Here is a 21,915-nt window from a genome sequence, read left to right on the forward strand (position 1 = left end):
CCCTCGGTCAGGCCGAGGAGAGGAGCCGGGCTTCCGGACGGACGCAGTCCCTGCGGCGTCCGTCCGGGCCGAGGACCTGCGCGCCCGTCTTGTGGATCCGCAGGGACAGCGAGGTGGCCGCGATCCGGATCGACGGCGTCGTCCGCTCGATCGCCGTGGTGAGCTCGTACAGCTCGTCGACCGACCGCAGCCAGCCGCCGATGGCCAGGTTGTGGGGGCCCGTCACGGAGGTCACCAGGCAGTTCTGCCGAAGCCGGGCGAGGGCCGTCACCGCCGCCGGCGTCCCGAGCGGGGGCACCTCCGCCTTGATCATCGCCCACATGGGCCGGCCCGAGAAGCGCGGCGCCGGGGAGCAGTGGTGGATCAGCGCGCCGCCGTTCACCAGGACGTCCAGCCGGCGCCGTACGGTCGATTCGCTGACCTCGCAGATACGCGCCAGCTCCGCGGCGGTGCGCCGGGCGTCGCCGGCCAGCTCCAGGACCAGCGCCACGTCCAGCTCGCTCAGCCGGGCCGCCGGCCGACGCGCGCGTGACCTGACGGATCCGGGGCCGGAACCGCGGCCGGAACCCGGCGTGACGGACCCGGACGCGGACGCGGGACGGGTGCCGGTCGCGGGCCCGGAGAGTTCGGCGAGCTGCCGCCGCTGGCGCGGGGTGAGCTGGTCCAGCTCCCACAGGTCGCGGTTGCTGTGGATGCCGGTGATCACCTGGGTCTGCGTCGCCGCCACGCCGGGCAGCCGCCGGACCCGCCCCACCAGGTAGTCGTCGAGTCCGTCGAGCCCCGGGCACATCACCAGGAGCAGGAGATCGGTGTCGCCGGTCACCCGGCTCACGATCAGAGTGTCCGGGTCGCCGGACAGTTCGATCGCGGCCGCCTCGGAGAAGCCGGGCGTGCAGGTGACCTCCACCCAGGCGCACACCAGGGCGCCGGTGTTCGGCGGCTGGGCCAGGAAGCCGGCCCAGGCGTAGCCGCCCGCCGTCAGATGCTCCCAGCGGCGGGCGAGGGTGTCGGGGCTCGCGCCGAGGACGGCGGAGAGCTGGGTCCAGCTGGCGCGCGGTGCGATCTGGAGCGCGTGGATCAGCGCCAGATCCATCTCCCCCAGGACGGATTCCCCGGTCTGCATTGCCCTCCTTGGCCGATTTACGGCAAATCGCAGGCCGATTCGAATCGGTACCTCAGGATAAGGAAACCGACGACACAGCGGGGTGACCGGGACATATGACGGAAATCGAAGCCAGGGATCCGCGGCGCGGAGAGGGCCGCGAGAGGGTCCCCGTACGGCCCGGCGGGGCGGGGCCCGGTCCCGTGGACGCGGCGGGGCCGGACCAGCCCTCCGAGCCCTCCGAGCCCTCCGAGCCCTCCGCGGCGGTGATCGCCGCCGCCGAACGCGCCTACGCGCGCTGCGCCTTCCTCGAACAGCTCCTGTGGGAACGGCTGTCCGTCTTCGAGGGCTCCTTCGGCCGGGAAGCCGTCCGTGAGGTCTGTGTGTCCGGGGTGCTGCCCCGCGAGGCCGTCCCCGGCGTCCTGGACCGGCTCGCCCCGCTCGTCCTGCTGCCGGCGGCCGACGGGGAGCCCGGCGAGATCCGGTACGCGATGCCCGCCGCGGTACGGACGGTCGGCGCCCGCCGGCTCACCGCCCGCGGCGAGCGCGCCGCCGTCGTCCGGCTGCACCGCGGGTGGTGCCTGAGGCTCGCGCGGCGGGCCGCCGACTGGTGGCACGGCGGCCGCCAGCTCGACGCCCGCGCCTTGGCGCTGCGCGAACTGCCCGATCTGACTGTGGCGATGGACCCGGACCTGGAGGTCACGCCGCCGTTGACCGACTCCGCCGAGGCGGCGGTGGAGGCCTCCCAGGCGGCGGAGATGGATACGGCGGCGGGCCGGGCGGACGCGGTGTCCCCCGACCTCACCGGCCGCACCGACCTCACCGGCGGCCCGGACGTCACCGGCCCCGCGGACCCGCCGGGCGCCCCGCCCGCCCCGCCCGCCCCGGCCCCCGCCCCGGCCCCCGCCCCGGCCCCCGCCCCGGCCCCCGACCGGGCCGAGTCCGCGGTCGAGATCGTCGTCTCCCTCTGGTTCCTGTGGATCGCCTGCGGCCGGGTCCCTGAAGGCCACGCCCGGCTCCGGCGCGCGCTCGCCGCCCACCCCGGCCCCCTCCCCGCCCGCGCCCTGTGGCTCGCCGCGCACCTGGAACTGGAGTCCGGCCGTCCCGAGGCCGCCGATCCCCTGCTCGTCCAGGCGTGGGCGGCGGCGGTGCGCGAGGACGACAAGCGGTGTCTGGGCCTGCTGGCCTATCTGCGCGGGCTGATGGCCCACTACCAGGGGCGTACGGCGGCCGCCGAGGCCGAACTGCGCGACGCGGTGACGCTGGTCGGCACCTGCCCGGACGCCGGCCCCACCCAGCAGCTGTGCCGGGCCGCCCTCGCCCTCGTCCTCACCCGGGCCGACCCCGAGGCCGCCCAGGAGGTCCTCGACCGTTCCAGTCCGCCCAGTTGGGCCGAACGCGACCTCTGGGCCGACGCCTGGTTCGAGTACTCCCGGGCCGAACTCGCCTGCTGGGAGGGCGAGGTGGTCCGCGCCGCCGGCCACGCGCTGCGCGCCGTATGGGGCCATCTGCGGTTCGGCGGGGTCACCGGAACGGCCTGCTCCGCCGAACTCCTCGCGCGCGTACGTCTCCAGAGCGGCCGCCCGCTCGACGCCGCCCGTCTCCTCGGCGCCACCGACGCCCTGCGGGTCGCCGCCTTCCAGGACGACTACCGGCCCGCGAACTTCGCCTCGCCGGTGCGGGGCCCGCTCGACGACGCCCTGCGCGCGACCTACTCCGCGGCCGAACTGCGCCAGGCGTACGCGGAGGGCGCGCGGCGCGGCCTGCGTTCCCTGGTGGCTCTTCTCTGACTTCGCGCGCGTAGGCCACGCAATTCGGCGAGAGGGCGAAGGGGATACGTACGATGATCGACATGGTCGCCTTCGTCGTCGCAGCCGTCTTCCTCCTCCTCTTCGGCATCGGCGTTCTGCGCGACCGGCGCCGGTTCAGCAACGCCGTGTACCTCGGCCTCTCCGTCACCTTCCTCGGCGTCGGGCTGCTCGCCAGTCTCAAGGACGCGCCGCGCGGCGTCGCCGGAGTGGTGCTGATCGTGCTGCTGCTCGTGGTCGCCCTCGGGCCGGTCACGCTCGCCACGCTGCTGTGCTCCAACGGCGTGAAGATGCTCCGCAAGGAGGGCCGGCGCCCGGCCAACCTGCTCGCGCTGCTCGCCGGGCTCGGCATATACGGCGTGATGGCCCTGATGGTCGTCGCCGTGTTCACCCAGTCGGCGGTGCTCGGCGCCGCCGTCCTCACCCTCCTGCTCGTCCTCGGATACGTCTCCTTCCTCTTCCTCTGCTTCATCGGCTACGCCGCCCTCTACGGCCGGCTGAGCATCCGCCGCGACGCCGACTACGTCGTCGTCCTCGGCTCCGGACTGATCGGCGACCGCGTGCCGCCGCTGCTCGCGAGCCGCCTGGAGCGGGGCCGCCAGGTGTACGAGAAGCTGGCCGAGCGGCGCGGAGCCGAGGGCACGGAGGAGGCCCGGACGCCGCTGCTCGTCGTCTCCGGCGGCCAAGGCTCCGACGAGGCGGTGCCCGAATCGCACGCGATGGCCGACTACCTGGTGGAACGCGGCTTCCCGGCGGACCGGATCATCCGCGAGGACCGCTCGCGGACGACCGAGGAGAACCTGCTCTTCACCAAGGCGCTGATGGACGTCGAACGGCCGGACGCCGAGTGCGTGATCGTCACCAACAACTTCCACGCCTTCCGCGCCGCCCTGCTGGCCCGGGAGGTGGGCGTGAACGGCCAGGTGGTCGGCTCGCCGACCGCCGCGTACTTCTGGCCGAGCGCCACCATCCGCGAGTTCGCGGCGGTGTTCCTCACCTACAAGAAGGTCAACCTGGGGATCTGCGGCGGGCTGATCCTGCTCGGCGGCCTGGCGGTTCTCGCCGCGCTCTGAGGACCGGCCGCGCGCCGAGATCGGCTGGGCTCACGGGGTGACGACGGGGAAGCTCGGGTCCGGAGTCGTCACGTACGACAGCAGCCGCGCCAGCAGCTCCGGATCGCCCTCCACCCCGACCCCCAGATCGCCCGTGTCCTGCCCCGCGAGCAGCCCGAGCAGCTGCGTCCGGTCGAGCGTGAGGGTCAGCCCCGCGGGCGAGCGCGGCGGTCCGGTGAGCGCCCGGTGGGTCAGCGCCCCGTGGCGCAGCGTCAGCCGCCGGGCCTGGTCCGGGGCGGCCAGGCGCAGGTCGATGGTGAGGTCGTCGTCCCAGGCGCGCGGCCCGTCGACGCGGATGGCGATCGAGTCGACGAGCATCGACGCGGTCATGGCCCGTGCCATCTCGGGGTTGGTCATGTCGACCAGCCGCGGCGGCTCGCCGCCGCGCAGCTCCCAGGCGGCGGTGAGGTAGATGTTGCGCCAGGTGCCGTTCTCGGCGCCGCGCCCCAGCCGCGTGTAGACCTCGGCGAGCGCCTCCTTCGCCTCCTCGTGCCCCGGATCGGCGAAGACCACATGGGCGAGCAGCGTCGCCGCGAACCGCGGGTCGCCGTCCTCCGCGTACGCCCGCGCCTTCGCGACGGCCTCGGCCGGGCCGCCGGCCACGTCCACGTACCGGCGCGCGAGTTCCGCCGGCGGGTGCTCCCACAGATGCGCCGGGTTGCCGTCGTACCAGCCGAGATAGCGCTGGTAGACGGCCTTGGCGTTGTGGCTGAGCGAGCCGTAGTAGCCGCGCGCGTGCCAGACCCGCTCCAGGGCGGGCGGCAGCCGCAGCAGTTCGGCGATCTCGGGGCCGGTGTGCCCCTCGTTGAGCAGCCGCAGCGACTGGTCGTGCAGATACGCGTAGAGGTCGCGCTGCTCGGACAGGAACCGCACCACGTGCTCGTGGCCCCAGGTGGGCCAGTGGTGGGAGGCGAAGCCGACGTCGAAACGGCCGTGGAAGAACTCGATGGCCTCGTCCAGGTAGTGCGCCCAGGCGCGGGCGTCGCGGACCACCGCGCCGCGCAGGGTGAGCACGTTGTGCAGGGTGTGGGTGGCGTTCTCGGCCAGGCACAGCGCGCGCGGGCCGGTCAGCAGGAGGTTCATCTCGGCCGGGGCCTCGGTGCCCGGGGTGAGCTGGAAGAGCATCCGTACGCCGTCGACGGTCACCTCCTGCCCGGTCCGGGTGATGGCCACGGTCGGCGGGACCAGGCTGATGGTGCCGGTGGACACCGCGTTGGCGAGACCGAAGCCGATCGCCCCGTCAGGCCCCGGCGGCATGCCGCCGTACATGAAGAGACCGCGGCGGACCATGGCGTTGCCCGCGTACACGTTCTCGCTGATCGCGTGCTCCAGGAAACCGGCCGGGGCGAGGACCGGGACGCCGCCCTCGGCGCCGTGCGGCAGGACGCCGCGGGCGCCGCCGAAGTGGTCGCCGTGCGAGTGCGTGTAGACCAGGCCGGTGACGGGCCGCTCGCCGCGGTGCGCGCGGTAGAGGGCGAGGGCCGCGGCGGCCGTCTCGACGCTGACCAGCGGGTCGATGACGACGACACCGCGGTCGCCCTCGACGAGCGTCATGTTGGAGACGTCGAGGCCGCGTACCTGGTAGACGCCCTCGGTGACCTCGTACAGGCCGTGGCGCGCGCACAGCTGCGACTGGCGCCACAGGCTGGGGTGGGCGGTGTCGGGGCAGTCGCCGTCGAGGAAGGCGTACGCGTCGCCGTCCCAGACCACCCGGCCGTCGGCGTCCCGGACGACGCAGGGATCGAGGGCGGCCATGAAGCCGCGGTCGGCGTCGGCGAAGTCGGTGGTGTCCTCGAAGGAGGGCAGTCGGGTCATGCCGGCACTCACTCCGTTGTCCGGGGATGCGGGATACGGGCTCTGGCTGCGAGGTTCGGGCGCGTACGAGGGTGTACGAGGTGTACGGGCGCGCTACGCGTGCGTACGAGCGGGGACGGCCTCACGCACGCGTACGGCGGTGACGTACCGAACCATCGGAACACCGGGGACGTACTACCGCATGTCGGATGTACCGGTCCGTCCTACGCTGGAGTGAGCGGCCCGGACACGGCGGCCCCGGAAGGGGCGCGGACCCGGACCCGGACCCGGACGCGGACGCGGCGGAGGCGACGGCATGCGAGCACGGCACCACTTCCACATCGAGTACCTGGGGCACTCGATCAGCGCCACCGTCCAGACCGGTGACCCCGGGGCGGTCGAGGTCCTCGTGGACGGCAAGGAGACGGGGAACGTCACGACACACGAGGACCGTACGGTCCTCGTGCGCACCGAACTGCCGACCGAGCCGCCGGTTCCGGTGACGGTCCGCGCGACGCCGGGCCCGGGGGTGCCGCGCTGTCTGCTGCTGGGGCCGGACGAGACGGAGCCGCATGTGATGGCGCCGCGGATCTTCTGAGGGGCCGGGAGCGCCACTGGCCCCGGCCCGGCCCGGCCCGGCCCGCGCCCGGCTCAGCTGAGCCAGGCCATCCCGATGAGCAGGCATATGACGAAAGCGATGGCCCCGGCTACCGCCGCCGTCCGGCGCGGCCGCCGGATGGACAGCTCGGTGAGGGCGTTCTCGGTGGACTGCTGAGCCCGGCGCGAGCCCCGGGGCCCCGGCACGGCCATGGACGGGGGCGTGTGGGCCGGGGGCAGGTGCGCCGGGGGTACGTGCGCGGGCCCGGGCGGCGGAGTGTGCGGGTGCAGGGGCGGCGCTGGCGGCCGCATCACCGGGGGAGCGTGCTGCGCGTGCGGGGGATGCTGCGGGTGCTGCCCGTGCGGAGCGTAGGGCTGATGCTGCGGCTGGTCCCGCCAGGCGCCGGAGGAGAACCAGTCGGCGATGGCCTGCGCCTGCGGCCGGTGCTCGGGCTGCTTGGCGAGCAGCGAGAGCAGGAACGACTCGAACGCGGCCGGCAGCGGCACCCCGAGCTGGCGCGGCGGCGCGGGCGGCGTGTCGATGTGCTGGTAGAGCAGCGCGGTCGAGCTGTCGGCGCGGAACGGCGGCTGGCCGGTGAGGAGTTGGTACAGCACACAGCCCAGCGAGTACACGTCCGAGGCGGGTGACGCCGGCTGCCCGAGCGCCCGCTCCGGCGCCAGGTACAGGCCCGTGCCCACGATCTGCCCGGCGGTGGTGAGCGCGGCCGACGGGTCGTCCACGAACCGCGCGATGCCGAAGTCGGCCAGTTTCACGGTGCCTTCGGAGTCCATCAGCAGGTTGCCCGGCTTGATGTCGCGGTGCACCACGCCCTGCCGGTGCGCCGCCGCGAGCCCGGCCGCCGCGTGCGCGGCCACGGTCGCCACCTGCTCGGCCGAGTAGACCGTCGACTGGTCGCCGGCCAGGCTGTCCCCGTCCACCAGCTCCATGACGAGGAACAGCTTCCCGTCCCACGTACCGAAGTCGAAGACGCCGACCACATGCGGGTGGCTGAGCCGCGCCGCCGTCTGCGCCTCCATCCGGAACCGGTCGGCGGCGGACGGGTCGTGCTCGTGACCGAGCATCAGCTTCACGGCCACATCGCGCCCGAGCACCTCGTCGGTGGCCCGCCACACCTCGCCCATGCCGCCACGCCCGACACACATCTGCAGCCGATATCGGTCCGCGACCAGCACCTGAGCCACCCTTCTCCTGGACGACTCATCGTAGAGCGGCTCCCAACTCCCGCTTCCCCCGCACCCACCACGGCCGGTCCGGCGGTCGCAGCCGCACCGGCCCCCGGGAGCGGCCTCGGCTCCTATGACGGCACCGAGAGGGTTCGCCGAGGTGTAGCCTCACTGCCCCGGTCTGCCCTTGCCGGCGGGCGTGCGTGGCTATAGTGACGGAATTCGAGAATCGGGAGATGCTCCAGTGTCGTCGCAGGAAGAGTCCCGGACCGAGGCGATGAAGGCGGCCCGGCGGATCCCCGGCTTGCGGCACGAGTCGAGCCGCATGAGACGAGCCAGGACGATCACGGGCTCGGCCGCGGCTTGTGCCGCGCTTGGCTGACATGGCCCCTCTGGACAGCGCGCCGCACCGTCGTTCGCGCCGGATGCCGTTCTGGTCGCTGCTCGACGACGACAGCAGGAACGAACTGCTCGGCATCGGGAGCATGGTGACCTTTCCGCTCAGGGATACCCTGCTGCGGCAGTACGACCTCACGGACCATCTGCTCGTCGTCCGGCGCGGTTGTGTCAAGGTCGTCGCCAACTCCGCCGCGGGCTACCAGGCCGTACTTGCCATCCGTAATGCCGGAGACCTGCTGGGCGAGCAAGCCGCGCTGGACGGTGGACCACGCTCCGCCACGCTCACCGCCTTGACCCGCGTCGAGGCCCTGATGATTCCCTCGCCCACGTTCCGTGCCGCCGTCCGGTCCGCGCCCGTCATCGCGTTCGCGCTGCAGCAGGTCCTCTCCGAACGTCTACGCGAGGCGGACGGCTTCCGGGCCGCCGCCGGCTCGGAAGCCGTCCAGGCACGGCTTGCCGCACTGCTGCTGGAACTGGGCGCGGAGTACGGGCGCCCCGTGGGTGACGGCTCCGTACTCATCACCCTGCCCCTGTCCCAGGACGACTTCGCCGGTCTCGTGCTCAGCTCGCGGCGGACGGTCAGCCGTGTTTTCGAGCAGTGGCGCGGGCGAGGCTGGGTCACGACGGGGCGCAACAAGCTGACCATCGACCGGCCGGACGAACTGAAAAGGCTGAGCAGCAGCGGGCATTAGCGCCGTCCGAGGGAAGCGAGCCGGCCGGTGCGGGTCACACCGCGTCCCAGGACAGCGTGCTCAGCCCGTGCTCCTCGGCCAGTGCGTTCCAGTCGGACACGAAGTCCTTCTTCGCGCGCGTAGCCCGCGTATTGGCATCGGCCGCCTCCTGCCACTGCGACGAGGACATCACGGCCTCTGGCGTGCAGTCATCCGCCATCTGCTCGGCCAAGTGAGCGTAGGCGCGGTCGGCGGCGGCCGACGCCTCCCATCCGGATTGGAGGCTGCCCGTCATGGAAGAGGACAGCAGATTCGTGTCGAGCGCTTCCAGATCCCGTAGAAGATCGTCACGCGCGGTTGCCGCCTCCTCGAAGACGTCCTTGGTCTCCTGAAGGCCGGAATATCCCGGGCAGGAGGACATCCGGCGGACGGCCTCGCCGACGCTGCCGCGGTTGCCCTCGTTCCTCGCCAGCAGGCCGCTCAGGGCACGCGCCTGTTCTTCCTCGGAGTCCGAGGCGGACGGGCTGGAGCCACCGGATCCGTAGCCTTGGCCCGACGGCCCGGAGTCGCTGGACGAGGACGTCTCCGTCATCTTCTCGTAGACGTCGGGACCGTAGAAGATCGCCAGGAGGATCAGCGCGATCGCGAAGAGCCACCTGCCGGCGCTGGAATCGTTCGACGGGGGTGGCGTTCCGGGAATCGGTGGAGGTGGAGGTGGAGGTGGCGGCGGTGGTGGTGCTGTCTCGCCAGTGTTCTGTGGCGTGAAGGCGGGGGCCGGGGCAGCCTGCGGGAGCGTCGCGGGCGCTGCGTTCACCGCCTCGGTCAGGGCCGGCAGCCACTGCTCCGGCGTCGGACGCCGGGCGGGGTCGGCGAGCAGGCTCTGCTCCGCCAGCTGCCCCACGGCCGGGGCGGTGGCGGTCAGCACGCCGAGGTCCTGCCCCTCCTGCTTGCCGGCGAAGAGCCTCGCCGCCAGCAGCCCGAATTTGTACGCGTCGCTCGCCGGGGTCCCCTTGGGTTCGCCCGCGGGCACCTCCCAGTTGGTGGTCTCGGCCTGGGGCATCAGCGAACGGCCGCGTAGGAGCATCGCGTCGCAGTCGATGAGGAAACAGCCAGGTGTGCCGTCGAGGGAGAAGAACATGTTCTTCGGCGAGATGTCCCCGACGACGACACCCAGGGAGTGCAGCCGTCCGAGGGTGCGCGCGAAGTCCAGAAGCAGCTCGAATCGCTGCCGGGGGCTGATCGTGATGCCCGCGGTGTCGAGATATCCGGTGTCGTTCAGCAGGTACTCGAAGCCCGCGGCCTTCTGCACCCCCGGGTCGAAGGCGAACGCGCGCATGAACTGCGGGGGGATCTGGCGCATCAGGAATCCGCAGACCCCACCGGAATCGGTGACAAGACTCGCGGGCCAGGCCGTGCAGTTCGCCAGCCACGCGCCGGTGCCGCGCTCCAGGGAAGGGAGGAAGGCCACCATGTCGGCGAGGACACCGGCGTTCTCCAGAGGCCGTACCTTCGCGTGGTACTCCTTGTACGCCACCGGCCAGGACCCGTTGATGGTCCGGTCCTCGACCGCCCACACCGTGCCCTGCCCACCGGCCGCGAATCTCCGCCCCTTCGCGATCCGGCCGATGTCCATGGCCCCCGGATACGCGTGGTTCATCCCGTCGGTCCTCCCCCCCAGTACGCCGTCGTATCCCCGCTCTCGTCGAGGCGGTGCCGCGGCCAGACCGCCAGCAGTGTCCGGTCGTCGTCGAACGTCTCCCAGGAGAAGTCCAGCAGCTGGGCGAGGGCCAGCGGCTCACGCGGCGGACGCCCCAGCTCCCATGCCATGCGCTTGCCGATCCGGCCCGTGCCGTCACCCAGCGGATCGCCGAACCCGTCCGTCCCGATCAGCAGCGTCCCGTCCGCGGGGAGCGTGTACCAGGTCCCTTCGATCGACGGGGGCACCCAGGGAAGCGCCGCCACCGCGTGGGAGACGAGTCCTTCCGCACGCTCCTTCGTGTCGCCCCGCAGCGGGCGGAAGCGGCCCTCGTGGAGCATCCAGGCGCCGCTGTCACCGACGTGCACCAGATCGACCTCCAGCTTTCCGCCCTCGGCGAGCCGTACCAAGCCGGTCACCAGCGTCGTGGCCAGCAGGGTCTGGGCCTCGCGCTTCTGTTCCGGGGACGGCTCCGCACCGCGGGTCACCCGCATGAACAGCTGGTAAGCGGACGACTTGACGGTCCGGGCCCAGTCGACCTGCGGCCGTCCGTCGTCCAGCTGTCGCAGTACGTCGGCGACGGCGGTACGGCAGGCCAGTGCGGCACCCACATGCGACTGGGCGGCCGCCGAGACGCCGTCCGCGACCGCGAACACCACTGTGTCGGTCGGCTCGTGAGCCGCCACCACGATGTCGTCCTGGCGGGGCTGCCCGCTGTAGCGGTGCGCGTCCCCGCGTACGGAGGCCAGGCGGACGGTGAGCCCGCGCGTCGACCAGCCGTCGAACAGTGTGTCAGGGCGGTAGGGGTCCGCGGGCGGCGGCTTCGGTTCGAACGAGGCGGCCGGCCGGCCGAGCCGGATGCGTTCCCAGGGCACGGGCTTCGCGTCCGGGTCCCGCGGCTCCCGGGTCGTCGGTACGGGAGCCGAGGAGACGTGCCCCGGCTGGCGGCGAGGCGGTACGGGCCCCGCAGGCTGCGTTCGTCCCGGCGCCGGTCCCGTCTCCGGGGGCAGCGCCTGCCTCGGCGGCTGGACAGGCCCCGCCGACTGCGCCCCCGACGACGGCACGTGCCGCGCCGGGCCCGGGGCCCCGTGCCCCGAATCCGCCGGGGAGCCGGGATACGGTCCCGGCTCGTGTGCGGGCCTCGGCGGAATGGCCCGCGGTCCGCCCGGCGGGGGAACAGCGGGGTAGCCGCCGTTCCCGGGCGCGGCCGAGGCACGGACGTCGGGCGGCCGGCTTTCCGCCGGGGACGGCACGGCGCTGGAGGATCCGGCGGGCTCCGCCTCGTCCTCCCGCCAGCGCCACGAGTCGTGTGTCACGGTCACACCTCGTCAATCGCGAGCCGGAAGCCTTCCGGCCGCTCGACCACGAGCTCCGCCTGGCCCGCGGCCATCGCGTTGCCGGACTCCACCACGCTCCTGGTGAGCGCGGTGAAGAAGCGGGCGATGGACTCGCCCAGCTGGGCACCGGGCATCGAGATGAAGGCGAACTCAGGCTGCGTGGCGATCGCGAGCATCGTCTGGGCCTCGGCCTCGCCGATGCCGCAGGCGATGATGTTGGGCGCCGCCTTGGTCACCGAACGGTCGGTGAGTTCCCGGTGCCTGTCCCGCCATGCCTCCCCTGCGTTGGGCAGGCCGTCGCTGAGGAAGAACACCGCGGGCCGGTGGACGCGGTAGCCCTGGCTCTTGAGCGTGTCCACGTCCTGCGGAATCCGGCGCAGCAGCGCGGCGAAGGCCGCCTCGTAGCTCGTGCCCCCGTTTGCCGTGAGGCGGGGCAGCTCGCTCGCGGCCCGCAGATCGGCCAGGATCAGCCGCTCGGTGACGGTGTTGGAGAATCCCAGCACCGAGAAGCGGACCTTCGCCGCGGCCATCGGCTCGCCGAGCAGGGCCCGGTGGAGCGAGGCGAGTCCGGCGTTGAGGTCACCGACGTAGGAATGCATGGAACCGGACTCGTCCGCCAGGACGTACACCGGCAGCAACTGTCCTTGGGTTTCAGCCATGACTCTCTCGTTTCTCAGTTCTCTACTCGACGTCCTGGATGAGGCGCAGTCCCCGCGGGCGTTCCGGACGGAGCTCGGAAGAGCCCGCCACCGCGCTCCGCCCCAGGTGGAGCACGGTGTTCTGGAGGAGCATCGAGAACTGCGCCGCCGACTCCGCGAGGTGCGCCTGCGGGTCCGCCTCGACGGCGAACTCCGGGTGACTGGCGATCCGTGTCACCGTTCGCCGGTCGATCGCCCCGATGCCGCAGGCGATGACGTTCGGCCGGTAGGGGTGCCGCATCAGTTCCTGCTGTACGGCCTGCCACCGGCCGGAGTCCTCCGGGTCTCCCGCGACGAGGAAGAAGACGGTCGGCCGGTTCACGCGGGTCACCTGCTGCTTGAGCCGTTCCGTCTCCAGCGGTACGAGCTCCAGCAGACGTCGGAACACCGGTTCGTAGCGACAGCCGTTTCCTGACTGGAGGTCGGGGACGCCGGTCTGCCAGGACACCTCGGTGAGGGGCATTCGGACATCCGCCGTGTCGGAGAAGGTCAGCAAGGACAGCCGGACGGCCGAGGCCACATCCGGGCTGAGGGCGAGTGCGGTCTGCAACGAGCTGAGCGCGTCCCGGAGTTGGGTGACGCAGCCGGCCGCGGCGGGAGAGGTGTCCAGGACGACGTACACCGGCGCGAGCCCGGTCGGTGTCGGGCGCGCGTCCGCGGCGGGCGAGGCTGGCGTGCCGCCGGACTCCTGCGCGGCGCCGGGACGGGTCCCGCCCCACGGCGGGGCCGCCGGAGGTGCGGACGGGGACGCCGGGTACTGCGCCGCCGGCGGCAGCGCCTGTGCGGCCGCCGGCGCCGTTCCCATGGGCGCCCCGATGGCAGGCGGCAGCATCCCGCCGAGGACGCCGTTGCGTACGTCGGGCAGGTCCACTTCCCGCACGATGTTCTTGTCGACCAGGAACCGGAACATCTCGATCTGCCGTTGCTCCTGGTCCAGGGCCCGCGCGTGGCGGCCCTCTTCCCAGCGCAACAGCAGATCCATCGCCTTCTCGGTGTCGGCCGGGTGCTTGGCGAGATGTTCGACGACGAGACCGCGAAAGTCGAGCTGTACGGCGGCGAGGGCGGCGCGAGCCTGTTGCTCTCGCTCTATCTGGGCCACGTGTTTGATGTCCGTGATGACTTCTTCGTGGCGGGTGTTCCCGACGACCTGCGTGTGCTCCCAGCGGCCCCGCTCCCAGTCGCGGGCCGCCTGGGTGCGGCTGCGGACGAACTCGCGGACCGCCTCGTCGGGTTCGAGCTGCACATCGCAGTAGTAGAGCGTCAGGCCCTCCGGTAGCGGGATGGGCAGTGCCAGCGACCCGTTGATCCTGGCCTGTGCCTCGAATGCCTCGTCGATCGCGAACTGCATCGCGTACGGACGGATCCTGCTGATCAGATACGGGTATACGGCGCTGAGCACATCGGGGAGATTGCCCCGGACCACCGCCACCGGATCGTGCACGCGGAATCCGACGTCGATCGTCGCTTTGAAGCGGTGCGCCTGGTCCTTGCAGGTCAGCGGGGTCTTGGTGAGCACGGCCGTACGCCGGTGGTCACCCAGGTCCACGACGTAGCAGAGCTTGTTCTTGTGCAGCCACTTCTGGGTCGTCGTCCGGTGCTTCGGCGACTCGACCTCCCAGCCACCGCTGTCCAGGGGATAGACGACCGCGAAGTGCGGCGGCAGGTTGGGCAGGGTGCCGATCTTGGCCCGGAGCAGTGGGCGGTCGTTGAGAATCAGAGAGAGGGACACGTCAGACCCCTTCCAGATCGAGCTGGGCATGAACGACGGCGGCGGTCAGCGGCAGCGGTGCCAGCTCGTCCGGGTCGGTCCAGTCGGTCGCGCACCGCCTCAGGATCCGGCCCGTCCTCGGGTCCCCGTACGCGATCGCGCCCACCATCAGCTGGAACATGGAACGCAGCGCCTCGTCGAGTTCGGCGACCGTGGCCCAATTGCGCAGCACCTGTTGCGCGTTCCCGCCGAAGTCCGCGTGATTGAGCGACTCGCGCCACAGGGCGATGAACGCCCCACGCAACTCCTCCTGCCGGTCTGCCAGATAGAGGAGCTTCGGCCAGTTCTCGGCCTCGTTCCCGACCCCCGGCTCGTCCTTGCCCACCACCACCTCGGTCGCGACGATGAGGAACGAGAGCAGTGCCGTGGGCCGCATCCGGTGGTCGGCGGACCGCTCGTGAAGGGTGCGGAGCACCAGTCCCGTCGAGTCGGTGTTCCGCTCGAGCAGGTCGGTCAGGCTGTGGCCCACCGCCACCGCCACGGCCACCCGGTCGACGACGGTGAGGCGCGCCAGCGCCGCGACGGCCGGACCGGGTTCCTCGCGCATGCCGTACGCCCGGGCTGCCGTCGCCTGCGCGTAGGGCTCGCTCCGGTCGGCGAACCACCCCTCCACCAGCATGTCGGCCCGCTCCGCGATCCAGGGATCGCGCGAGGCGACCCGGAGCGCGTAGGCGACGGCGTCGCGCCGCAACGGGCTCTCGCTGCGCGCCCACGGGTGGAAGACTCGGTCGCAGAGGTAGGTGTACGACTCGGAGGCGATGACCCCGAGCGCCGCGGCCGCGTAGACCCGGACCTCTTCGGCGGGGTGTACGACCAGTGCCGACAGCCAGTCGAGCAGTTCGCTCTGGACCTCGTATTGGATCCACGCGTGCCGGACGACCCGCGGCGGATAGGCCGGATCCTTGTACTCCAGCGCCTGCCCCGGCTCGCCGTCCTCCTTGCCGATGGCGTGGGCGCGCAGCCGGGTCAGCTGCCTGCGCCGCGGGGCGCCGAAGGGGTCCTTGACGCGGGGGAGTTCGTTGCCGGGCCCGGCCATCAGCACATGCGGGCGGTCGTCCTCCAGCCGCTCGCGCAGCGCGCGGGCGGCCGTGGCGATGTACTCCTGAGGCAGCCCGTTGAGCACGGCGAGAGCGATCGCGAGACTCCGAACGGAGGGCTCCCGCAGGCTCTCCATCCAGATGTCGAAGTCCTCGTCGGCCTGGCGGGCGAAGCGTCTCTTGACGGCCTCGGGGTCCAGCTCGCCGGTCTCCCACTCCTCGGCGATCGCCGACGCCAGATCGGCCGCCCGCTGGCACGCGAGGCCGTCGAGGAGTTCGCCCAGCAGCGTGGTGATCCCGCCGTCGGCGAGAAGCCGGTCGCGGACCGCGTCCCCCACGCGCCAGCGCAGATGCGAGGAGACGATGTCGCGCGGGCCGGGCGCCTCGGTGACGTCGACGACGGCCGTGAGGAGTTCGCTGTCCGTGAGCTCGGTGCTGGAGACGGTGATCACCAGCCACGCACCGGCGAGGGCGAGCGCGCCCCGCACCTTCTCGTATTCCGCTCCGCGCAGCCCGTCGATCCCGGACGGCTGGTCGAGCAGGAAGGCCGCACCGCGCTCGATGGAGTCCCCGCCGCGCTCCAGGAGGTCGGCGAGGGAGCCGAAATCGACATCGCTGTCCAGGTGGTACGTGGTGGTGGCGCCCATGCCCTGGAGCAGGCGGACGGCCATGGCCGTCTTCCCGTGACCGGGGGCGCCGCGCAGGATCAGCAGATGCCGGCCCGCCAGGGCCTCCCGGGCAGCAGGCAGACCGGGGTGCTCCTGGTAGGCAAAGCGCACCGGCTCGGCCAGGAACGGGGAGAGGGTCCGTAGCCGCCGCCGGCCGCCGTCCAGGAGCAGGACGTATTTGTCGCCGCCGACGACATCGCCCTCGACGTTGGCGAAGGCGTTGCGCAGCCGGTCGTGGCGCAGAGACCCCTGTCCCATGGCGCCGGTGGCCTCGAAGGACTCGGTTCCGGGCCCGGACCGCGGGGGCTCGCCCGGGGCGCCGTTCTCCCCGCCGCCCTGCGCGCCCGGACTGCCGTCCGCGGACGGGGGCTGTCCCGCGCCCGTCGGCTGCGCCGGGCCGGGCGGACCGGCGTGACCCGCCGCCCCACCCTGCCCACCCGTCCCGCCGCCCGCCGCCGGGGCCGTTCCACCGCCGCCGGCGGCGGGTGCTCCGCCCGTCGGTGTGGTCATGGCCGGACCGGGCCGTTCGTGTGGATGTGCACGGTCTTGTCACCCTGGAACGCGTCACCCTGGACAGTTCCGATGCTGAAGACGGATCCGCCCGCCGGCCGCCGGTCCTGGGCGCCGCCGGCCTCCGTGGGACCGGTCTGCGCGGGGTCGGCCTGCGCAGACCGGTCCGGGGCCGCCGCGGGGAGACCGGGCGGGGCCGGGTAGCCCGGCACGGTCACCCAGCTCTCGACGAGTTCGCCGTGCTTGGTTCGGAAGGGCATAGGCAGGTACGCGGCCGGGTCGAGCGAGAGATGGCCGTGCCGGACGACGGCCTGGTAGATCCCGTCCGAGACCACGAAGACCATCCGCGACGAGGCTGCCGCGGCCAGGACCTCGCGGAGCGGGCCGGCGTCGACCAGTCGGCAGGCGGTGTTGACGGCGTCCCCGGACCAGCCCTCACCGTCCCGGGCGGTGAGTCCCTGGTGCAGCGCCACGCGGAACCGCATCGCGTGGGCGGGGCTGTACACGACCGCCTTCTGCTGCAGCTCGTCGTCGAGGGCGCGTACGAAAGGCCCGGCCAGGACGATCGGCGAGACGGTCGCTGGAACGATCATGAGGACCCCGTCCCCTCGGTCCTCGGTGACGATGTCGTCGGCCGGCAGCCCGGCCCGTACCAGCGCCGCGCGCAACACCTCGTACATTCCGGTGCGCAGCGAACGCTGGATCGGATCGGGCCGGGAGCTGAAGTTCTCGATGTCCAGAACCACGATCCAGCAGTGCATGGCCTCACCAGGCATGGTGATCTCCCCAATGCTCGGGCAGCAGATGCTCGATCAGTGGCCCCAGTTGTACGACACCAAAGTCGGCCGGGTCTACGCCACTTGACACATAAGGGGAAACCGGGGACGCGGGGTCGTCGAACGTGATGGGATGCCCGTCAGCCCGGCGACTTGTGACATCCGCCCCTCGGCACCCGGGCCACGCATAGGCCAGGGAAGTCCTTCGTGATCACGAGGCCGGTCGAGGTCATGGGGGAGTGTCTTTGCGATCTACTCCCGGCATCGCATGCCAGCATCCCCCCCGAGGCCCCGGAAACCACTCAGGGGCCCGACCCGCTTGCGCGGATCAGGCCCCTGAACTGGTATTTCGGCTGTCGGGGTGGCGGGATTTGAACCCACGACCTCTTCGTCCCGAACGAAGCGCGCTGCCAAGCTGCGCTACACCCCGATGTCGCTGTTCCGATTTCGCTTCTTCCCGGCGACATCGATTACTTTAGCCCACCCGCGCCCAGAGACGAAATCCGGTTCTCGGGGGCGCCCGCCGCAGGTCAGACAGGGCTCGCGGCGGGCACGGCCGAGAACCGGGCCTCTGCGCCGGGACTCAGCGCCGCGCCTCGGTCAGCGTCAGCAGCGTCGCCTCCGGCGGGCAGGCGAAGCGGACCGGGGTGTAGCGGTTGGTGCCGCAGCCCGCCGAGACGTGCAGGTACGAGGTGTGGCCGTCGGCCGTGTGGGTGGACAGGCCCTTGACCCGGTCGGTGTCCAGGTCGCAGTTGGTGACCAGCGCCCCGTAGAACGGCACGCACAGCTGCCCGCCGTGCGTGTGACCGGCCAGGACCAGGTCGTAGCGGTCGGCCGTGAACGCGTCGAGCATCCGCAGGTACGGGGCGTGCACCACGCCCATCGAGAAGTCGGCGTCCTGCTCCGGACCGCCCGCGACCCGCTCGTACCGGTCCCGCTTGATGTGCGGGTCGTCGACGCCGGTGAACGCGAGCTCCGCGCCGGGCAGCTTCAGCCGGCCGCGGGTGTTCGTCAGGTTCACCCAGCCCGCCGCGTCGAAGGCGTCCCGCAGGCCCTCCCAGGGGTTGTGCACGGCGCCGGTGACCGGTGCGTTGCCGTTGAGGCCGTGCCGGCCCTGCATCTTCTCCTTCAGGTACAGGGCGGGGTTGCGCAGCCGCGGGCCGTAGTAGTCGTTGGAGCCGAAGACGTACACGCCCGGGAACTCCATCAGCGGCCCGAGCGCGTCCAGCGTCTCGGGCACGGCCTCGGGGTCCGAGAGGTTGTCGCCGGTGTTGACGACGAAGTCGGGGCGCAGTCCGGCCAGGGACTGCAGCCAGGCGCGCTTCTTGCGCTGCCCGCTCACCATGTGGATGTCCGAGACCTGGAGGACCCGCAGGTCGCGCATGCCCCGGGGGAGCACCGGGATGGTCACCCGGCGCAGTCGGAAGGAGCGGGCTTCGAAGCCCGCCGCGTAGACGAGTCCGGCCGCGGCCGTCGCCGTGAGACCTGCCGTGATCTTCAGGGGGATCCCGTACCGTGCGCGCATCCCCTTATCGTCGCAGACCCGCCGGGCGTAAATGCGCGGGCGGTCGGCGCCGGGCACCTGCCACACTTGACCTCATGACCACGCTCAAGGCCAAGCTGAAGGACGACCTCAACGCCGCGATCAAGGAGCGCGACGAGCTGCGCTCCTCGACTCTGCGACTGACCCTCACCGCGATCCAGAAGGAGGAGGTCGCGGGTACCACCAAGCGCGAACTCTCCGACGACGAGGTGCAGAAGGTGATCGCCAAGGAGGCGAAGAAGCGCCGCGAGGCCGCGGACGCCTTCACCCAGGGCGGTCGGCCCGAGTCGGCCGAGCGCGAGCGCGCCGAGGGCGTCCTGCTCGACGCGTACCTGCCGCAGCAGCTGACCGACGCGGAGCTGGAGGCCGTCGTGGCCGGTGCCGTCGAGGAGGCCAAGGCGGGAGGCGCCGAGGGCCCGCGCGCGATGGGTGCCGTCATGAAGCTCGTGAACCCGAAGGTCGCGGGCCGGGCGGAGGGCGGCCGGGTCGCCGCCGTTGTGAAGCGGCTGCTCGCCGGCTGAGCCTCGGCACCTTTCTCGTCGACGACTGAGGGCGCCCCTCCGGGATCCGTTCGGATCCGGGAGGGGCGCCCTCGTCGTTCAGCCGGTCAGGTGTCGTTCAGCCGGTCAGGTGTCGTTCAGCCGGTCAGGCGGGTGCCGCGACCCTTACGGGCCGTTGCCGCCGCCCCCGTTGCCGTGGCCACGGCCGTTGCCGCCGCCCGCGCCGCCGATCATGCCGGGCGGGAAGATCCCGCCGGGAAGGGTCGGGGTGCCGGTGCCGGGGCGCTGGCCGCCCGGCTTGTTGTCGCCGTCCTCGCCGGGCTGCTGCGGCTTGGTCTTGTCCTTGTCGGCCGGGTCGGCGCCACGCGGCACGTCGACGGGGACGAAGGAGGGGGTCTGGCCGGCGTCCAGCGCGCCGGTCATCGCGATCTTCCAGATCGGGCCCGGGAGACAGCCACCACAGACCTTGTCGTAGTACACGCCGCCGATGTTGATGTCGTACATCGGGGTCTTCTCGCCGATGTCGTCACCGACCCACACCGCCGTGGACAGGTTCGGGGTGTAGCCGACGAACCAGGCGTCCATGCGGTCGTTGGTGGTACCGGTCTTGCCCGCGTTGTCCCGGTCGGTCAGACCGGCCCGGGTACCCGTGCCGTCCTCGACGACGCCCTTCAGCATCTGGTTGACGGTGTCGGCGGTCTTCTCGCTCATCGCGCGCGAGCAGCGGCTCTTCGGGACCTTCAGCTTCTCGCCGTTGGCCGTCGTGATCGACTGGATGGCGATCGGGGTGCAGTACGTGCCGCGGTTGGCGAAGGTGGCGTAGACGGAGGCCATGTCGAGCGGGGTGCTCTCGATGGCGCCGAGGGTCGCGGACGGGCTCTGCTTGATGGGCTTGCCCAGCTCGCGCTCGTAGCCGACGTTCTTCGCCATCGTCAGCGTCTCGCACAGACCGGCCATCTGCTCGAGCCGGGCGAAGTACGTGTTGATGGACTTGCCGAGGGCACTCGTCATGTCGTACATGCCCTTTTCCGACTCGAGCTCGTTGCCGACCTTCCACTCGCCGTTGCCGGCGGGCTTGCCGTCGCAGCGGGTGTACTCCCGCTCCGGAACGGTGATCTCGGTCGGGTCGTTGAAGCTCTGCGTCGGGCTCAGGCCCTTCTCCAGCGCCGCCGCGGCCGTGATCGGCTTGAACGTCGAACCGACCTGGAAGCCGAAGGTCGTGCCGCCCATCTTCTTGCCGACGGACAGGTTGAGCGTCGTCTGGTGCAGCTTCTGGTCGAGGCCGTACGGGCGGGACTGGCCCATCGACAGGATCTTGCCGCTGCCGGGCTGGACCTGGACCACCGTGGCGGCGACCTTGTCGTCCTTGTCGACCTTGGCGATCGCGGCCTCGTTGGCGGCGGCCTGGGCGGCCGGCGAGAGCGTGGTCCGGACGGTCAGACCGCCCAGGTTCCACAGCTTCTGGCGCTCCTCGGCCGTCTTGCCGAAGACCGGGTCGCTGAGGATCGTCTTGCGGACGTAGTCGCAGAAGAAGCCGGCGCCGTCGACGGCGGTGATGCAGCCGTTCTTCGGAGCCTTCACCTTCAGCTTGATCGGGGTGGCCTTCGCCTGGTCGGCCTCCGCCTGGCTGATGTCCTTGTGGTCGGCCATGCGCTGGAGGACGATATTGCGGCGCTTGGTGGCCTCCTGGATGTCGTTGACCGGGTCGTACCGGCTCGGCGACTGCACCAAGCCGGCCATCATGGCGGACTCGGCCAGGGTCAGGTCCTTGGCGGGCTTGGAGAAGTAGCGCTGCGCGGCGGCCTCGATGCCGTACGCCTGCTGCCCGAAGAACGTGATGTTGAGGTAGTTCTCCAGGATCTTCTTCTTGCCCAGCTCCTCCTCGACCTGGATGGCGAACTTCAGCTCGCGCACCTTGCGGCCCATCGTCTGCTGGGTGGCGAGGGCGACCTTCTCGGGGTCGTCGCCCGCCTCCTCCACGAAGACGTTCTTCACGTACTGCTGGGTGAGCGTGGACGCGCCCTGCGACACACCGCCCGACTGGGCGTTGCGGTTGATGGCGCGCAGCACGCCCTTGAGGTCGATCGCCCCGTGCTCGTAGAAGCGGCCGTCCTCGATGGCGACGATGGCCTTCTGTACGTACGGGGAGATCTTGTCCAGGGGGACGACCTGGCGGTCGCGCGAGTACACGGTGGCGAGGTGGCCGCCCTGCGAGTCGAGGATCGTCGTGCGCTGACTCAGCGGCGGCGTCTTCAGGTTGGACGGGATCTCGTCGAACCCCTCGACCGTGCCCTTCGCCGCCAGCCCGAGCGCGCCGGCGGCTGGCAGGGCGATGCCCGCCAGCACGGCTCCGGCGAGCACACTGACTCCGAGGAACTTGGCGGCCTGCTGGGTCCCGGTCAGACCTCCGCCCGAGCGCTTCTTTGGCATGGGGGCAGCCTACGTTCTCATTCGCCGGACACGCGTATATGCCTTGGCCTAAGCTGCTCCCAACTGTCACGGCAATGCGGTCACGCACCACGATTCCCGCATGACGGCGGCGTGCATTCCGGCGTACCCGAAACGCGTGGAATCCATGCCTGGTTGGTGCTTGTTTTCGGCCCATGTCCGATAAGTTCATTATGCTCTCAGGTCACTCCCCTGGGTGATCTCCCGCGCACGCATAGTCCGTTCGGGCCATTCAAGATTGGGCCCGAAGGGGGTGTTGCGCTGTC

General features: G+C 71.7%; 16 protein-coding genes and 1 tRNA gene. 5 read left to right on the forward strand and 12 right to left on the reverse strand.

All coding sequences use genetic code 11. The features are described 5' to 3' along the window. Positions 1–7 precede the first annotated feature (7 nt). A complete protein-coding gene (locus ABZ693_RS05935) occupies positions 8–1,123 on the reverse strand; it encodes an Lrp/AsnC family transcriptional regulator (protein WP_359873803.1) in 1,116 nt (371 codons plus the stop codon). Positions 1,124–1,218: 95 nt separating this feature from the next. Between ABZ693_RS05935 and ABZ693_RS05940 the strand changes: the two genes are divergently transcribed. Both ABZ693_RS05940 and ABZ693_RS05945 read left to right on the forward strand, forming a co-directional pair. Next, the gene (locus ABZ693_RS05940; RefSeq protein WP_359873805.1) at positions 1,219–2,892 is read left to right on the forward strand and encodes a tetratricopeptide repeat protein; all 1,674 of its coding nucleotides are present in this window, start codon (positions 1,219–1,221) and stop codon (positions 2,890–2,892) included. A 62-nt stretch (positions 2,893–2,954) separates the two neighbouring features. Next, the gene (locus tag ABZ693_RS05945) at positions 2,955–3,983 is read left to right on the forward strand and encodes a YdcF family protein (RefSeq protein WP_359873971.1); all 1,029 of its coding nucleotides are present in this window, start codon (positions 2,955–2,957) and stop codon (positions 3,981–3,983) included. A gap of 30 nt (positions 3,984–4,013) precedes the next feature. Here ABZ693_RS05945 and ABZ693_RS05950 read toward each other — a convergent pair whose 3' ends face one another. Next, entirely contained in the window at positions 4,014–5,837 is a 1,824-nt protein-coding gene (locus ABZ693_RS05950; protein ID WP_359873807.1) for an alkyl/aryl-sulfatase, read from the reverse strand. A gap of 295 nt (positions 5,838–6,132) precedes the next feature. On the opposite strand from ABZ693_RS05950, the gene ABZ693_RS05955 reads away from it, so the two are divergent. After that, complete coding sequence (locus ABZ693_RS05955; protein ID WP_359873809.1) at positions 6,133–6,414, forward strand: hypothetical protein; 282 nt, start codon at positions 6,133–6,135, stop codon at positions 6,412–6,414. A 53-nt stretch (positions 6,415–6,467) separates the two neighbouring features. Here the strand turns inward: ABZ693_RS05955 and ABZ693_RS05960 are convergent, their stop codons facing one another. Then, the gene (locus tag ABZ693_RS05960; RefSeq protein ID WP_359873972.1) at positions 6,468–7,607 is read right to left on the reverse strand and encodes a serine/threonine-protein kinase; all 1,140 of its coding nucleotides are present in this window, start codon (positions 7,605–7,607) and stop codon (positions 6,468–6,470) included. 374 nt (positions 7,608–7,981) lie between these two features. Here ABZ693_RS05960 and ABZ693_RS05965 point away from each other — a divergent pair, with 374 nt between their 5' ends. Further along, positions 7,982–8,689 (forward strand): Crp/Fnr family transcriptional regulator, encoded by a 708-nt coding sequence (locus ABZ693_RS05965; RefSeq protein ID WP_359873811.1) that lies wholly within the window; start codon positions 7,982–7,984, stop codon positions 8,687–8,689. Between the two features lie 34 nt (positions 8,690–8,723). On the opposite strand, the gene ABZ693_RS05970 is transcribed toward ABZ693_RS05965, so the two are convergent. The 8 genes from ABZ693_RS05970 to ABZ693_RS06005 all read right to left on the reverse strand — a co-directional run bounded on the left by ABZ693_RS05970 (position 8,724) and on the right by ABZ693_RS06005 (position 18,683). After that, positions 8,724–10,325 (reverse strand): hypothetical protein, encoded by a 1,602-nt coding sequence (locus ABZ693_RS05970; RefSeq protein WP_359873813.1) that lies wholly within the window; start codon positions 10,323–10,325, stop codon positions 8,724–8,726. Beyond that, a complete protein-coding gene (locus tag ABZ693_RS05975) occupies positions 10,322–11,239 on the reverse strand; it encodes a protein phosphatase 2C domain-containing protein (RefSeq protein WP_359873815.1) in 918 nt (305 codons plus the stop codon). The genes ABZ693_RS05970 and ABZ693_RS05975 overlap by 4 nt, the downstream gene beginning before the upstream one ends. A 443-nt stretch (positions 11,240–11,682) precedes the next feature. Continuing rightward, entirely contained in the window at positions 11,683–12,360 is a 678-nt protein-coding gene (locus tag ABZ693_RS05980; protein WP_359873817.1) for a vWA domain-containing protein, read from the reverse strand. A gap of 22 nt (positions 12,361–12,382) precedes the next feature. After that, positions 12,383–14,128, reverse strand: a complete 1,746-nt coding sequence (locus ABZ693_RS05985; RefSeq protein ID WP_359873819.1) for a vWA domain-containing protein — start codon at positions 14,126–14,128, stop codon at positions 12,383–12,385. A 1-nt stretch (position 14,129) separates the two neighbouring features. Further along, positions 14,130–16,382 carry a hypothetical protein gene (locus tag ABZ693_RS05990; RefSeq protein WP_359873821.1) on the reverse strand — a complete coding sequence of 751 codons (2,253 nt, stop codon included), beginning with the start codon at positions 16,380–16,382 and terminating at the stop codon, positions 14,130–14,132. Further along, entirely contained in the window at positions 16,379–17,158 is a 780-nt protein-coding gene (locus tag ABZ693_RS05995; protein ID WP_359873824.1) for a nucleotidyl cyclase domain-containing protein, read from the reverse strand. The genes ABZ693_RS05990 and ABZ693_RS05995 overlap by 4 nt, the downstream gene beginning before the upstream one ends. Before the next feature lie 356 nt (positions 17,159–17,514). Then, positions 17,515–17,588, reverse strand: a tRNA-Pro gene (locus ABZ693_RS06000). A gap of 153 nt (positions 17,589–17,741) precedes the next feature. Continuing rightward, on the reverse strand, positions 17,742–18,683 hold the full coding sequence (locus ABZ693_RS06005; RefSeq protein WP_359873826.1) for a metallophosphoesterase: 942 nt from the start codon (positions 18,681–18,683) through the stop codon (positions 17,742–17,744). Between the two features lie 74 nt (positions 18,684–18,757). On the opposite strand from ABZ693_RS06005, the gene ABZ693_RS06010 reads away from it, so the two are divergent. Next, complete coding sequence (locus tag ABZ693_RS06010; protein WP_359873828.1) at positions 18,758–19,222, forward strand: GatB/YqeY domain-containing protein; 465 nt, start codon at positions 18,758–18,760, stop codon at positions 19,220–19,222. 144 nt (positions 19,223–19,366) lie between these two features. On the opposite strand, the gene ABZ693_RS06015 is transcribed toward ABZ693_RS06010, so the two are convergent. After that, on the reverse strand, positions 19,367–21,631 hold the full coding sequence (locus tag ABZ693_RS06015; protein ID WP_359873830.1) for a transglycosylase domain-containing protein: 2,265 nt from the start codon (positions 21,629–21,631) through the stop codon (positions 19,367–19,369). Positions 21,632–21,915: the final 284 nt, after the last annotated feature.

It is taken from the genome of Streptomyces laurentii, assembly GCF_040635425.1.
GTDB classification, from domain to species: domain Bacteria; phylum Actinomycetota; class Actinomycetes; order Streptomycetales; family Streptomycetaceae; genus Streptomyces; species Streptomyces laurentii.